The sequence below is a fragment of the Nocardia carnea genome (assembly GCF_029868855.1).
Classification (GTDB): domain Bacteria; phylum Actinomycetota; class Actinomycetes; order Mycobacteriales; family Mycobacteriaceae; genus Nocardia; species Nocardia carnea_A.
In genome coordinates this window covers 19,067-32,721 of sequence record NZ_JARWOV010000283.1, presented here as the reverse complement: position 1 = coordinate 32,721, position 13,655 = coordinate 19,067, and the positions used below count along the sequence as shown (strand labels likewise).

Genomic DNA, 13,655 nt, shown 5'->3' with positions numbered 1-13,655 from the left:
GGGGGGGGGGGGGGGGCTCCCCCCCCGGCCCCCCGGGCCCGGCGGCCCCGCGCTCGCGGTGGTGCAGGGGTCGCGGCTGGTGATGGTGGTGAGCGGTCATCTCGGTGAGGCCCCGCACTCCTCGCCGTTCATGGACGATCTGCTCACCGAGGCGTTCTCCGACGGTCCCGTGGTGATCGGGCCGACCACCCGCACCCTGGGCGCGGCCCACAGCAGCGCGCTCGAGGCGCTGGCCGGTATGGAGGCCGTCATCGGGTGGCGGGACGCGCCGCGGCCCGTGCACGCGATGGAACTGTTGCCCGAACGTGCCCTGCTCGGTGATCGAGCTGCGGTGGACGCACTTGTCGAGTACCTTGTGCTTCCGTTGGCTTCGGCCGGTTCCGCCCTGGCGGACACCCTGGATGCTTATCTGGAATGCGGCGGCGCGGTCGAGATGTGTGCTCGGCAACTGTACGTTCATCCAAATACTGTCCGGTATCGCCTGAAGCGGATCAGTGAGGTCACCGGCCGGGATCCGCTCAACCCGCGGGACTCCTACGTGCTGCGAATCGCCGCCACAGTGGGTCGGCTGACACGAACTCGTAACGAATCGTCGACACCTGTCCCAGAGGAACCTTTTGTCCCAATGGACAAAGATGGGCTGTAACGGCTGGGATCTTTCCGCCGATCCGGACACGCCACGCGGGCTTTTGTGGGGACCATACAAAAGCCGTCCGCAAGCTCTATTCACGTCGACATCTCGCGAGAGCCGCTTCACAGTGTTTTCTTAGGTACGTGATCGCGTTGTTCGCCCCTGGACAGGGCTCTCAGACACCCGGCATGCTCGCGCCTTGGCTCGACCTGCCGGGCGCGCATGACCGCCTCGCACTGTGGTCGAAGGAATCGGGTCTGGATCTGGTCCGGCTCGGTACCGAGGCGACCGCCGAAGAGATCACCGATACCGCCGTGACCCAGCCACTGGTGGTAGCGGCCGCACTGCTCGCCTTCGCCGAGATCGGCGAGAGCCGGGTACCGGCCGACACCATCGTGGCCGGCCATTCGGTGGGTGAACTCGCCGCCGCCGCTGTCGCCGGAGTGATCTCCGCGGACCAAGCGGTTACGCTGGCGGCTATCCGCGGTGCCGAAATGGCGAAGGCGTGCGCGCTGGAACCCACCGGTATGTCCGCGGTGCTCGGCGGCGACGAGGCCGCCGTGCTGGCCCGGCTCGCGGAATTGGAGCTGGTCCCCGCCAACCGCAATGCCGCCGGTCAGATCGTCGCGGCCGGCCGGCTCGACGCGCTCGCCGAACTGGCAGCGAATCCGCCGGAGAAGGCACGAGTGCGCGCACTGCCGGTGGCGGGCGCGTTCCACACCGAGTTCATGGCACCGGCCCAGCAGGCGGTAGCGGCGGCGATCGCCGAGATCACCCCGCACGAGCCCACCCGGACACTGTTGTCCAACGCCGACGGTAAGCCGGTCGAATCCGGCGCCGACGCGGTGGCTAAGCTCGCCGCGCAGGTCACCCGGCCCGTCCGGTGGGACCTGTGCACCGAAACCGTCCGGCAGGCCGGCGTTTCGGCGGTGGCGGAGCTGCCACCGGCGGGAACCCTCGTCGGCATTGCCAAACGGGAGCTCAAGGGCACCCCCAACCTGGCGCTGAAGACGCCCGAGGACATCCCCGCGCTGGCCGGGCTCGCAAGCTCCGGCTAGCGTGCCTGCGGCCGAGTTTCCACCGTTTCGCGGCGGGAACCCGGCACCGGGCGGCGTAACCGTTCGCCGTTCCGGCCCGAAGTACCAAGTAAAGCCCTACACGGAAAAACAAGAAGGGAGCCACGAAGTGGCCGCTCTGACCCAGGAACAAATCGTCGAGGAACTCGGCAAGATCATCGAAGAGGTGACCGGTATCGAGCCCTCCGAGGTAACGATGGAGAAGTCCTTCGTCGATGACCTGGACATCGATTCGCTGTCGATGGTCGAGATCGCGGTGCAGATGGAGGACAAGTACGGCGTCAAGATCCCCGACGAGGATCTCGCCAGCCTGAAGACCGTCGGCGACTCCGTCGCCTACGTCCAGAAGCTCGAGGCCGAGAACTCCGAGATGGCCGCCGAGCTCAAGGCCAAGTTCGACAACGCCGAGTAGGGCCGACACCGTGACCACTCCTTCCACCCTGAACGGGAACTTCCCCAACGTCGTCGTCACCAGTCTGGCGGCGTCCACGTCCATCGCGGGAGATGTCGATGCGACGTGGAAGGGACTCCTCAACGGCGAGAGCGGAATCGACGTTCTCGAGGACTCTTTCGTCGAGGAATACGACCTTCCGGTTCGTATCGGCGGTCACCTGAAGGTGTCGCCGGACAGCCTGCTGAGCCGGGTCGAGATCCGGCGGATGGCCTACGTCGAGCGGCTCGCCACCGTGCTGGGCCGTGAGGTCTGGCGCAATGCGGGCAGCCCGGAGGTCGATCCGGACCGGCTGGGTGTGGCCATCGGCACTGGACTAGGTGGCGGTGACGCGCTCATCGATTCGGTCGACAAGCTGAAGAACGGCGGTTATCGCAAGATCTCGCCGCTCGCTGTTCAGATGGTCATGCCGAACGGGCCGTCCGCCGTCGTCGGTCTCGAGCTGAAGGCCCGGGCGGGAGTGGTCACTCCGGTCTCGGCGTGCTCGTCCGGTTCGGAGGGCATCGCGAACGCCTGGCGGATGATCGTCATGGGTGACGCCGATATGGTCGTCACCGGCGGCGTCGAGGGCTTCATCGACGCGGTGCCGATCGCGGCGTTCACCATGATGCGCGCCATGAGCACCCGCAACGACGACCCGAAGGCCGCCTCGCGTCCGTTCGACAAGGACCGCGACGGTTTCGTCTTCGGCGAGGCCGGTGCGCTCATGGTCATCGAAACCGAGGAGCACGCCAAGGCACGCGGAGCGACCATCCACGCTCGCCTGCTCGGCGCCGGGATCACCTCCGACGGTTTCCACCTGGTCGCCCCCGACCCCGAGGGCACCGGCGCCGCTCGCGCCATGACCCGGGCCATGCAGACCGCGGGCCTGTCCAAGCGGGACATCACCCATATCAACGCGCACGCCACCGCCACCCCGATCGGCGATACAGCCGAGGCCAACGCGATCAACAAGGCCGTCGGCAATCACGCCTCGGTCTACGCGCCGAAATCGGCGCTCGGGCATTCGATCGGCGCCGTCGGTGCGCTGGAATCGGTGCTCACCGTGATGGCCATCCGGGACGGTATCGTGCCGCCCACCCTGAACCTGGACAACCAGGATCCCGAGATCGACCTCGACGTGGTGCACGGCGAAGCCCGCCGCCAGGAGATCGAGTACGCGATCAACAATTCGTTCGGTTTCGGTGGGCACAATGTCGCGCTCGCCTTCGGTCGGGCCTAGAGCCCCAACGGATCCGACCGAATAGTTCGACGACCCAGTGCGGGGCCGCCGGCAGTACCGGCGGCCCCGCACTGTGCTTCGGCACCTGTGGCCCGTGCCTCGGCCACACATCATCGAGGAGAGAACGCGATGACAATCATGGCTCCGGCCCGCCACCAGGAAACCGCGACAGACCCGCGCGATCCGCTCGGCCGGCTGCAACGCTTCTTCGACCCCGGCACGGTGCTACCCCTGCACCCGCGGGACAGGTCGGGCGTGCTCGCCGCCATCGGTGAAGTGGACGGTGTGCGGACCGTCGCCTACTGCTCGGACGCCACCGTGATGGGCGGCGCCATGGGGGTCGAGGGCTGCAAGCACATCGTCGACGCCATCGATACCGCCATCGATTCCGGTGTTCCGGTGGTCGGCCTGTGGCATTCCGGTGGAGCCCGCCTGGCCGAGGGCGTCGAGGCACTGCACGCGGTCGGCCTGGTCTTCGAGGCCATGGTCCGCGCGTCCGGCCTGGTACCGCAGATTTCGGTGGTACTCGGGTTCGCCGCCGGCGGTGCCGCCTACGGTCCCGCTCTCACCGATATCGTGATCATGGCGCCCGAGGGCCGCGTCTTCGTCACCGGTCCCGATGTGGTGCGCAGCGTCACCGGTGAGCAGGTCGATATGGCCACTCTCGGTGGTCCCGAAACCCACGGCAAGAAGTCCGGCGTCACCCATATCGTCGCCGACGACGAGGCCGATGCCGTGCACCGGGCACGCCGCCTGGTCTCGATGTTCGCCGAACAGGGCGAATTCGATCTCGTCGCCGCCGAACACGGCAATGTCGACCTGCAGGCCATGCTGCCGGAATCGGCCAAACGCGCCTACGACGTGAAACCGATCGTGCACGAACTGCTCGACAACGTCGACGGCGAATCCAGCTTCGAGGAATTGCAGGGCGGTTACGCCCGCTCCATGGTCACCGGTCTCGGCCGGCTCGCCGGGCGCACCGTCGGTGTGCTGGCGAACAACCCGCTGCGACTGGGTGGCTGCCTCGATTCCAAGAGCGCGGAGAAAGCGGCCCGGTTCGTCCGGTTGTGCGATGCCTTCGGTATCCCGCTGGTCGTGATCACCGACGTCCCCGGTTACCTGCCCGGCGTGGGCCAGGAATGGGACGGCGTGGTGCGCCGCGGCGCGAAACTGCTGCACGCCTTCGCCGAGGCCCGGGTTCCGCGGGTCACGCTGGTCACCCGCAAGATCTACGGCGGCGCCTATATCGCGATGAACGCCCGCTCGCTCGGCGCCACCGCGGTCTATGCCTGGCCGGGGTCGGAAGTCGCGGTGATGGGCGCCAAGGCCGCTGTCGGCATCCTGCACAAGAAGGCCCTGGCCGCCGCGCCGGCGGAGGAGCGCGAAGCGCTGCACGAACGGCTCACCGCCGAACACGAGGCCATCGCCGGCGGTGTGGAGCGGGCATTGTCCATCGGTGTGGTGGACAAGGTCATCGATCCGGCCGAAACCCGCAGCGTGATCGCCGCCGCCCTGGCCTCCGCACCTTCGCGGCCCAGTCACCACAAGAACATCCCGTTGTGACGCCGTAGGTATCACCCCGTCGAGGGCTCCGGAGCCAACCCTGCTCCGGAGCCGTCGGCATTAGGATCCGGACCTCCGGACGGCTGACAAATTCCGGAAATGACCGGGTCCGCGGCTCGCATCGGCAAGAATGCGCGCATGGAACGCGATGGTGCGGGGGCTCGCGAGCGTAAGAGGCATGGCCGGCACTACACACCGACCGCGTTGGCGCGGTTTCTCGCCGGTCGGGTGGCCGCGCGGGTGGTGGCGCCGGGGTCGGGAGTGCGGGTGCTGGATCCGGCATGCGGCAGTGGGGAATTGCTGTTCGCGATCCGGGCCGCCCTCGCCGAGCGGTTGCCAGGGGTACCTGTCGAGCTGGTGGGTTACGACCTGGACCCGGAGGGCCTGGTGGTGGCGCGGGAGCGTGCCGCGCGCGAGGGAATACCGGTCGATTGGCGGCAGGCCGATTTCCTCGCCGAATGCTCCGCGCTGCCGGCGGAGTCCTTCCATGTGGTGATCGCGAACCCGCCGTACGTGCGGACCCAGCAGTTGGGGGGTGCGGCGGCGCAAGCGTTGCGCGGGCAGTTCGGGCTGCGCGGCCGGTTCGATCTCACCCACCCGTTCGTCGCCGCGGTACCGCGCCTGCTGGGTCCGGACGGGGTCCTCGGCCTGTTGTGCGCCAATCGTTTTCTGACCACCAAGGCGGGCGCGAATCTGCGTGCGGTATTGCTGGGTGAACTGGCGCCCGTGGAACTGTACGACCTGGGCGATACGAAACTGTTCGAGGCGGCGGTGCTGCCGGCGGTGACCATCGCCGTGCGCGGCCGGACGCGCGAGCGGTGCCGTTATGCCTCGGTCTACCAGGAGAATTGCGACGGGCGGGAGTCGCCGGCCGATGCGGGCCGCGACGGTGGCGAAAGCCTACCGGATCACGAGCCATTCGTTGCGAAGGAAAATCTGTTCGAGGTGCTCAGCGCCGGTACCGACGCGACTGTTCGGTGGCAAGGTCGACAGTTCGCGGTGACAGTGGGGGAGCTGGCGATTCCGCCCGGATCGGCGTCGATGGGGTGGCGGATGGCTCGGGTGGGGCATGACGACTGGCTGGACGCGGTTTCGGCCCGGATGTGGCGGACATTCGGCGACCTCGCGCGTATCCGGGTGGGGATAAAGACCAACGCGGATCGCGTGTTCATCGCCGCGCACTGGGGGGATCCGGAGACCGAACCCGAGCTGCTGTGCGATCTCATCACTCACCACGACCTGCGCCCGTGGCGGATCGAGAACACTCGCCGAACCCGGGTGCTGTACCCGTACGAGCTGGACCATCCGCGCCGGCTACCGGTGGAGCTGGCGCAGTATCCGCGTACCGCCGCCTATCTCGAACAGCATCGGGAGACGCTGAGCGCGCGGAGTTATCTCACCGGCGCCGGCCGGAAATGGTTCGAGCACTGGGTCCCGCAGCGGCCGCATATGTGGCGGACACCCAAGGTGGTTTTCCCGGATATCAGCGATCGCCCGCGGTTCGCGCTGGACCGGTCGGGCGCGGTGGTCAACGGTGACTGCTACTGGATGTCGCTGTCCGAACTGCGTAGCGAGGTCCCGGCCGAGGAACTGGCCTGCTTGATGATGGGTATCGCGAACTCCGCGCTGGGAGTGCGGTTCTACGACGCGGTCTGCGGTAACCGGCTGTATTCCGGCCGCCGCCGCTGGATAACCCAGTATGTTTCCCGGTTGCCGCTACCGGATCCGGCCACCGCGCAGGCAGTCGCGATCGTCGGCCTGGTCCGTGAACTGGCGCAGGAAGCGGAGTCCGGGCCGGCTGCGCAACACGAATTGGACGACCTGGTGAACCGGGCCTTCGCGTTGTGAGCGGGCTCAGCCGGCGGTGGGCCCGGAGACCATCGGTAGCAGCGTGCGACGCGCGAACTCCCGTCCGGCCGCTTCGTCCTCGATGGGGATGAGACCGTCGGGCGTGAGGGCCAGCGACAGGGCCAGCCGGGCCATGATCTCGGCGACCAGGTCGGGGTCGAAATCGGTGCTGTCACCGTAGTCGCCGAGTTCGCGCAGTTTCGCGGCCAGGTAGGTGCGGCCGACGGCGAGGATCGGACCGGCTTCGGTGGTGAGGCGCGGCAGCACCAGATCCGGTTCGGTGCGCAGTAGCCGCGACAGCAGCGGGTTGCCCGCGATGGCGGAGATGAAGGCGACGAAGATCTCCACCAGCTGGTCCTCGGACCCGGCCACCGTGCGCACCCGGTCGTCGATCTGGGCGACGAAACGCTGCGCTTCCCGCACCGTGACCGCTTCGACGAGATCGTTCTTCGATTCGAAGCGGCGGTAGAGGGTCGCGGGGCTGATTCCGGCGCGCCGCGCGATCTCGCCCATGCTCGTGCGTTTGATCCCGAAGTCCAGGAATGCCGAGAGCGCGCTGTCGAGGACCTTGACGCTGTCGGCGGGTGCTTCGGACAGGATGCGCTGCAGAATCGGTGGTACGGGTGGCATGGTTTCACCACTGTATCGGACCCTGTGTCCACCACATGACCTGCGCGTTGGTTTCGTGCCGGGCGTCACTCCGCGGACAGGTCGAGCTCGGCCATCTCCCGTTCTATCGCATTGGCCGCGAAATCTTCGCCGCTGGAGCGGAGTTCGTGGACGCGGCGCCGTAGCGCCTCGATACCCCCAGGCTGCGCCGCGATATCGGCCACACTGACCCGCCTGTTCGGCCGGCGCGCCTCGGAACGCTCACACGCCACCCGTCATACCTCCTGCCGGCACCTGGGGTGCCCACACGCTCGGGCTCGCCCGAAACGCCGACGCCTTGCAGGACAGCGGGTTTCGAGCTCGCCCGTCTCCCCGGATACGTTGGCTCCATCGTATCAGCCACCAACTGGACGCTTGTCCATAAAAGTGTCCGGGCGGTACCTCACAGCTCCTTGGCGGTCCGGTGCTCCGTCGTATGGTGCAGGTAGACCATGGCGTTGAGCTCGAGGCCGCGCTGCTGCTCGGAGGTGAGCTCCCGGCGCACCTTGCCGGGCACCCCGGCCACCAGCGAACCCGGCGGAATCTGCGCACCCTCGGGGATCAGCGCATTGGCCGCGACCAGGCTGCCGCGCCCGACCACTGCGCCGTTGAGCACGGTCGCGCCCATACCGATCAGGCAGTCGTCCTCGATCGTGCAGCCGTGCAGGATCGCGTTGTGACCCACCGACACGCCGGCACCGACCGTTGTCGGAAAACCCGGGTCGGCGTGCAGTACACAGCCGTCCTGGATATTGCTGCGCTCGCCCACGGTGATCAGTTCTGTATCACCACGCAGTACAGCGTTGTACCAGATACTGGCCTGCGCCTCGAGCTTCACTCTGCCGATGACACACGCGGTCGGCGCGATCCACGCGGAATCGTGAACCTCGGGCTGATGTCCGCTGACTTCGATCTTCATGGATCGAACTTAACCCGCCGGTTTCCGGGCCCGGGGATACGGTGACCGCCGTGCCGCCTCAGTTCCCTCCGGATGTGGTGCCCTCCGCCGATTCGTTCAGGAACCACTCGGCGCCGATATCCTCCGGCAGGTTGCGCAGTTTGTCGGGGTTGCGGATGGTGTGGATGGCGGTGATCCGGCCTGCATCGACGGTGAAGGAGAAGACCCCCGGATGCCGGCCGTCGAAAACGAGCAACCCCGGCGAACCGTTGACCTCGATCGACCGGCCCCAGCCGCCGGGTGCCGACGGTGCGTGATACCAGCCGAGCAGCATCTTGGCGATGAGTTCGGCGCCCTGCACCGGCTTACGGATCGCGGGCACCTTCCCGCCGCCGTCCGCGGTGAGCGTGACCCGGTCGTCGAGCACACCCAGCAGGGCATTCACATCCCCCGACCGCCAGGCCAGCGCGAACGCCGAAACCACCTTCCGGTGTTCGTCCGGTGACGCCGGAAATCGCGGCGTCCCGTCCTCCACTCGCTTCCGGGCCCGCGAGGCCAGCTGGCGGACAGCGGCCGGGGTGCGGCCCACGACCTCGGCGACCTCCGGGCCGGCCATGCCGAACACGTCCTGCAGCACGAACGCGGTCCGCTCTGCCGGGGACAGCGATTCCAGCACCACCAGCAGCGCCATGGTGACCCGTTCGTCCTGCGAGACCCGATCCGCCGGATCCTCCCAATCGGCCACCGCGGGCTCGGGCAGCCATTCGCCCACGTACTGTTCGCGCCGCACACGCGCCGAACCGAGCTGGTCCAGCGCGAGCCGCCCGACGACCGTACTGAGCCAGGCCTGCAGATTGTCGATCCGGTCGCCGCCGGATTCGTGATGCCGCTGCAGCCGCAGCCACGCCTCCTGCACCACATCGTCGGCGTCGGCCAGGCTGCCGAGCGTGCTGTAGGCGAGCCGGCGCAGGTAGGGGCGTAGTTCCTCGAAACGAGCGGCCAGGTCGGCGGGGGCGTGTCCGTCGGTCACTTCGGTTCCTTGTTCCTCGGGCCCGTGGGCCGGCAATACGGTGTCGTCGCGATGACGAAACCGGCATTCGATCTGTGACAACCGCGCCATCCGCCAGGATATTGCGGCAGCGCCGAGCAGCGGTCATCCGGACCGTCGCAGACCGCTGTCAGCGCCGGCGCCGCACCGGGTGGACTCCGATATTGCCGGGGTATACGGCGCGGCTCGCGCCGCTCGCTATCAGGGTGTCGAGCAGGCATACCGAGGTCCGGGATCGACCGGGCTGGGCGGTCCGGAACACGCACGGCATCAGCGGGGCACGAACCCGGTACGGCGTCACCGTGGCATCCCGACCGGGCGCGGTTGCCCAGGCGGCCCGGTCGCCGACCTCGAAATGGGCCGTGCAGGCGGAGAGTGAGCTGTGAGCCGGAGTATCGACCGGGGCGGACAGAAGAGACCGGCTGTGCACCGGCGACTTCGGCCGGTGGCTACGCTCGGCCGGTGCGTAGTGGTGTTTCGACGGCGGCCGGACTGCTGGCCGGGTTCGCGCTGGATCGGTTGTTCGGTGACCCACAGCGCGGGCATCCGGTTGCCGGGTTCGGGATGCTCGCGGCATCCCTGGAAACGGTGACCTACGCGGATCGGCGGCGCGCCGGGATAGTGCACGAGGTGGTGTTGGTCGGCGCGACCGTGGGTGTGGGTCGCGCGGTGCGCCGCGGCGGCACACTGCCGATGGCCTTGGCGACCTGGACCGTGCTGGGCGGCCGGAGTCTGGCACGGACCGGGTATGCGATGGCGGACCGGCTGGAGTCCGGCGATGTGGCCGGGGCCCGGGCGCTGCTGCCCGCACTGTGCGGTCGCGACCCTGAGGCGCTCGATGCCGACGGGCTCGCCCGCGCGGCGCTGGAGTCGATCGCGGAGAACACCTCGGATGCCGCGGTGGCGCCACTGCTGTGGGGCGCCGTGGCGGGGGTACCCGGGTTGCTGGGGTATCGGGCGGTGAACACGCTCGACGCGATGATCGGGTACCGCAACGAGCGCTATCGGCGGTTCGGCTGGGCGGCGGCCCGGCTCGACGATATCGCGAATCTGCTTCCGGCCCGGCTGACCGGGCTGCTGACCGCGCTGATGGCACCGGCGGTCGGCGGCCGGCCGGGTGAGGTAGTGCGGACCTGGCGCCGGGACGCGGGCGGGCATCCGAGCCCCAACGCGGGCGTGGTGGAGGCGGCAGCGGCGGGGGCCCTGGGAATTCGGCTCGGCGGCCGCACCGAATACCGGCACGGTGTCGAACAGCGACCCGAACTGGGCGACGGCCGGGCCCCGGCCGTCGCCGATCTGCGCCGGGCCGTACGACTGTCCGAACAGGTGCAGTACGCCGCGCTCGCCGCGGCCGTGATCCTCGCTCCGCTCTGCGCGATACTGCGGGATCGGCGACGGGTTCGCCGCGGCAAGGCCGCGAACGGTCGACGCGCATCGGCGCAATAGCTTCCACGAACTCGGTCTCACCTCGCGTCGGCAGCTTCGCGATCTGCCGGGGTCGCACGTTCGAACGTGCTGTCGGCGGGCGTCAGCGCGGGGTGCGACCGTAGCGGTCGGCCAGGCGTGCTTCCTTGGTGACGGGTTCGGTGGGAGCCGGTTCGGGTTGCTCCGGGGCGCGTGACCTGCGACGTTCCTTGATCTCGGCCCAGGCGAAGTAGCCGAGGCCGAGCGGGGCCATGATGCCGAACGCCAGCCATTGCAGGCCGTAGGAGAGGTACGGGCCCGAGTCGAGCTGGGGGAGCGGGACGGGTGTGAACGCGCCCGGCTGGTCCTCGGCGAGCTGGAGGTAGGCGCCGCGCTCACTAACTGGGACGGGGGTCAAGGGCAGCCCGAGGACGGTGGTTTCCTGGGGTACGTCGATCGAGTAGACGTGGGGGATACCGTCCTGCACGGCCGGGGCTCGCTCCGGGTCGATGTTCTCCGAGACCCGCACCCGTGCCTCGACCCGCTGGATGCCGGCGGGGCCCGGCTCGATCGGGGGCGGCTGGGAGCCGTCCACCGCGGCGACCAGTCCGCGGTCGATCAGCAGTGTGCGGCCGTCGGTGAGGGTGAATGCCGAGAGCACACCGTAGGCGGGGGCGCCGTCGAGGTGGCGCAGGCGAACCAGCACGGTCGAATCCGGGACATAGCTGCCCTCGGCGTACACCTTCCGCCATTCGGTCGCCGCCGCGCTGTTGCCGTCGAGCAGATCGGTGACCGCGACCGGGTCGGCGTCCACCGAATCCTCGATCAACTGGTTGCGTTCCGACGTGCTCTCGTTCTTGCCCAGCTGCCAGGGCGCCAGCACGGTGAAACACAGGTAGGCGAAGGCGGCCACCACCGCGGCCAGGATCAGCCAGCCCGGGCGCAGCAGGAAGGCCAGGCGGCGCATCAGGCCGGCTCCGGCTCACCGGCACGCGTGGCGCGGGCGGCGAGCGTTGTGCGGACCCAGTCCAGCAGGCCGGGAACCGCGGCCTCGATCTGGTCGCGCACCAGATCGAATTCGGCGGTCGAGCCGTAGTAGGGGTCGGGTACGTCGGTGCCGTCGGCGTCCGGATCGAAACTCCGCAGCAAGCGCCGGCGCTCCGCCGGCACCCCGCGGACGGCGAGGTTGCGGTCGTGTTCGGTGGTCATCACGACCACCAGATCGGCGTCGTGGTGTTCGGTACCGAACTCGGCGGCGCGATGGCCGGTGGGGTAGCCGTGCCGGCGCAGGGTTTCGGTGGTGCGCGGATCGGCCTCGGCGCCGGCGTGCCAGCCGTGGGTGCCCGCACTGCTCACCCGGACCCGATCGGTCAGGCCGGCGCGCGACAGATGCCCGGCCAGGATCTTCTCCGCCATCGGGGACCGGCAGATATTGCCGGTACAGACGAACGATATGTGCAGCTCACCCACGACAGCCATTCTGGCGGGTAGGACCCCGCGGGCGCCACGTAGGGTGCGTCTCATGCTCGCCGACCACGTCGATCTCGCCGGTTTACGTCATCACGGTGATGTGGAAGCCCTCCCGGGTCTGCTCGATTTCGCGGTGAACGTCCAGGGCAGCGGGCCGCCGGAATGGTTGCGTAACCAGCTGGCCGCCGCCCTGGACTCGCTCGGGCGGTATCCATCGGCCGAAGAGGACCGGCGGGCCCGCGGAGCGGTCGGCGCCCGGCACGGGATCGATCCGGACCATGTGCTCACCCTGGCCGGCGGCGCGGAAGGGTTCGCCCTGATGCCGCGGCTGCGTCCCCGGCTGGCGGCCGTGGTGCATCCGTCGTTCACCGAACCGGAGCTCGCGCTGCGGGAGGCGGGGGTGCCGGTGACGCGGGTCGTGCTGGAGTCGCCGTACTCCCTGGACCCGGCGCTCGTGCCCGAGGAAGCCGACCTGGTGGTCGTCGGAAACCCCACCAACCCCACCTCGGTACTGCACCCGGCACAGACCCTGCGCGCACTGCGTCGCCCCGGCCGGATCGTCGTGGTGGACGAGGCGTTCATGGATGCCGTGCCAGGGGAGCCGGAAACGCTGGCCGCCGAGGCAGGCGACGACCTGCTGGTCCTGCGCAGCCTCACCAAGACCTGGGCACTGGCCGGGTTGCGCTGCGGTTATCTGCTCGGAGCGCCCGCCGTGCTGCGGCGACTCGGTCAGGGGCGTGCGCACTGGCCGCTGGGCGCACTGCAGCTGGCGGCGATCACCGCGACGGCATCACCGCGTGCCATGGCGGAAACGGCGGGCCGGGCGCAGCGGATCGCGCGCGATCGGGAGGCAATGGCCGGCCGGTTGCGTGCGGCCGGGGTCCGGGTCGGCGCACCGTCAGCGGCCCCGTTCCTGCTGCTGGAGGTCCGGGACGGGGAACTGGTGCGCAAGCATCTACGGCAGCAGGGGATCGCGGTGCGGCGCTGCGATACCTTCCCGGGGCTGGGCCCGGATCATCTCCGTGTCGCAGTGCGACCGGCCGCGGAGGTCGACCGGCTCGTCGACGCCCTACGCGCCGCCGGAATCTCGGGTTGACGGTTTCCGAGGGTTTGTACCCCAGCGATGCGGCGCCGACCGGCTCCGATGCGGCGCCATGGAGACCGGCGAGCCCGATCGCGGCCGGCCGGAGCGGGGCGCGACCGCTTTACGGCGGGATCGGATAGAGCAGCACGGGTAGATCCGACGGCTCTCGGAACGGCGGCCGAACCACCTGCACCTGCGGCAGGTACCCCGAGTATCGGCCGCACCACGCTCGTGTAGGTCTACCGCCGGGACCGATTATCGTTGCCGGGTCGGGAATCCCCCGGTTCCGCGGGAAGGCCGGGTCCGTGCTCT

Annotated in this window: 14 protein-coding genes; 8 read left to right on the top strand and 6 right to left on the bottom strand. The window is 69.1% G+C overall.

Annotation, left to right across the window (positions count from 1 at the left end):
• The 6 genes from QH195_RS29350 to QH195_RS29325 all read left to right on the top strand — a co-directional run.
• Positions 1–646 (top strand): PucR family transcriptional regulator (locus QH195_RS29350; protein WP_280437769.1); only part of this gene is annotated, 646 nt, incomplete at its 5' end.
• A gap of 128 nt (positions 647–774) precedes the next feature.
• Entirely contained in the window at positions 775–1,689 is a 915-nt protein-coding gene (locus tag QH195_RS29345; RefSeq protein ID WP_280437768.1) for an ACP S-malonyltransferase, read from the top strand.
• A gap of 127 nt (positions 1,690–1,816) precedes the next feature.
• On the top strand, positions 1,817–2,119 hold the full coding sequence (gene acpM / locus QH195_RS29340) for a meromycolate extension acyl carrier protein AcpM (protein ID WP_033244933.1): 303 nt from the start codon (positions 1,817–1,819) through the stop codon (positions 2,117–2,119).
• 10 nt (positions 2,120–2,129) lie between these two features.
• Positions 2,130–3,380, top strand: coding sequence for a KasA/KasB family beta-ketoacyl-ACP synthase (locus tag QH195_RS29335; RefSeq protein ID WP_280423099.1), 1,251 nt, complete (start codon positions 2,130–2,132; stop codon positions 3,378–3,380).
• A gap of 129 nt (positions 3,381–3,509) precedes the next feature.
• Positions 3,510–4,943: an acyl-CoA carboxylase subunit beta gene (locus QH195_RS29330; protein WP_280423406.1), complete on the top strand. Its 1,434-nt coding sequence runs from the start codon at positions 3,510–3,512 to the stop codon at positions 4,941–4,943.
• Between the two features lie 138 nt (positions 4,944–5,081).
• Positions 5,082–6,791 (top strand): Eco57I restriction-modification methylase domain-containing protein, encoded by a 1,710-nt coding sequence (locus tag QH195_RS29325; protein WP_280437767.1) that lies wholly within the window; start codon positions 5,082–5,084, stop codon positions 6,789–6,791.
• A 6-nt stretch (positions 6,792–6,797) separates the two neighbouring features.
• On the opposite strand, the gene QH195_RS29320 is transcribed toward QH195_RS29325, so the two are convergent.
• The 4 genes from QH195_RS29320 to sigJ form a co-directional block, all read right to left on the bottom strand.
• Positions 6,798–7,421, bottom strand: coding sequence for a TetR/AcrR family transcriptional regulator (locus QH195_RS29320; RefSeq protein WP_280437766.1), 624 nt, complete (start codon positions 7,419–7,421; stop codon positions 6,798–6,800).
• 65 nt (positions 7,422–7,486) lie between these two features.
• Positions 7,487–7,624 (bottom strand): hypothetical protein, encoded by a 138-nt coding sequence (locus QH195_RS29315; protein WP_228813949.1) that lies wholly within the window; start codon positions 7,622–7,624, stop codon positions 7,487–7,489.
• Between the two features lie 218 nt (positions 7,625–7,842).
• Positions 7,843–8,358, bottom strand: coding sequence for a gamma carbonic anhydrase family protein (locus tag QH195_RS29310; protein ID WP_280437765.1), 516 nt, complete (start codon positions 8,356–8,358; stop codon positions 7,843–7,845).
• Positions 8,359–8,416: 58 nt separating this feature from the next.
• Positions 8,417–9,367: an RNA polymerase sigma factor SigJ gene (gene sigJ, locus QH195_RS29305; protein WP_280437764.1), complete on the bottom strand. Its 951-nt coding sequence runs from the start codon at positions 9,365–9,367 to the stop codon at positions 8,417–8,419.
• A gap of 480 nt (positions 9,368–9,847) precedes the next feature.
• Here sigJ and QH195_RS29300 point away from each other — a divergent pair, with 480 nt between their 5' ends.
• The gene (locus QH195_RS29300) at positions 9,848–10,831 is read left to right on the top strand and encodes a cobalamin biosynthesis protein (RefSeq protein WP_280437763.1); all 984 of its coding nucleotides are present in this window, start codon (positions 9,848–9,850) and stop codon (positions 10,829–10,831) included.
• Between the two features lie 82 nt (positions 10,832–10,913).
• Here QH195_RS29300 and QH195_RS29295 read toward each other — a convergent pair whose 3' ends face one another.
• Entirely contained in the window at positions 10,914–11,756 is an 843-nt protein-coding gene (locus tag QH195_RS29295; protein ID WP_280437762.1) for an SURF1 family cytochrome oxidase biogenesis protein, read from the bottom strand.
• Positions 11,756–12,268, bottom strand: a complete 513-nt coding sequence (locus QH195_RS29290; RefSeq protein WP_280423409.1) for a low molecular weight protein-tyrosine-phosphatase — start codon at positions 12,266–12,268, stop codon at positions 11,756–11,758. Before QH195_RS29290 ends, QH195_RS29295 begins: the two co-directional genes overlap by 1 nt.
• Before the next feature lie 43 nt (positions 12,269–12,311).
• Here QH195_RS29290 and cobC point away from each other — a divergent pair, with 43 nt between their 5' ends.
• Positions 12,312–13,355 carry an Rv2231c family pyridoxal phosphate-dependent protein CobC gene (gene cobC, locus QH195_RS29285; RefSeq protein ID WP_280437761.1) on the top strand — a complete coding sequence of 348 codons (1,044 nt, stop codon included), beginning with the start codon at positions 12,312–12,314 and terminating at the stop codon, positions 13,353–13,355.
• Positions 13,356–13,655: the final 300 nt, after the last annotated feature.

Coding starts and splice junctions, on each gene's coding strand:
- QH195_RS29330 (WP_280423406.1), top strand. CDS start 3,510: ATGACAATCATGGCTCCGGCCCGCCACCAGGAAACCGCGACAGACCCG.
- QH195_RS29325 (WP_280437767.1), top strand. CDS start 5,082: ATGGAACGCGATGGTGCGGGGGCTCGCGAGCGTAAGAGGCATGGCCGG.
- QH195_RS29320 (WP_280437766.1), bottom strand. CDS start 7,421: ATGCCACCCGTACCACCGATTCTGCAGCGCATCCTGTCCGAAGCACCC.
- QH195_RS29310 (WP_280437765.1), bottom strand. CDS start 8,358: ATGAAGATCGAAGTCAGCGGACATCAGCCCGAGGTTCACGATTCCGCG.
- QH195_RS29295 (WP_280437762.1), bottom strand. CDS start 11,756: ATGCGCCGCCTGGCCTTCCTGCTGCGCCCGGGCTGGCTGATCCTGGCC.
- QH195_RS29290 (WP_280423409.1), bottom strand. CDS start 12,268: ATGGCTGTCGTGGGTGAGCTGCACATATCGTTCGTCTGTACCGGCAAT.
- cobC (WP_280437761.1), top strand. CDS start 12,312: ATGCTCGCCGACCACGTCGATCTCGCCGGTTTACGTCATCACGGTGAT.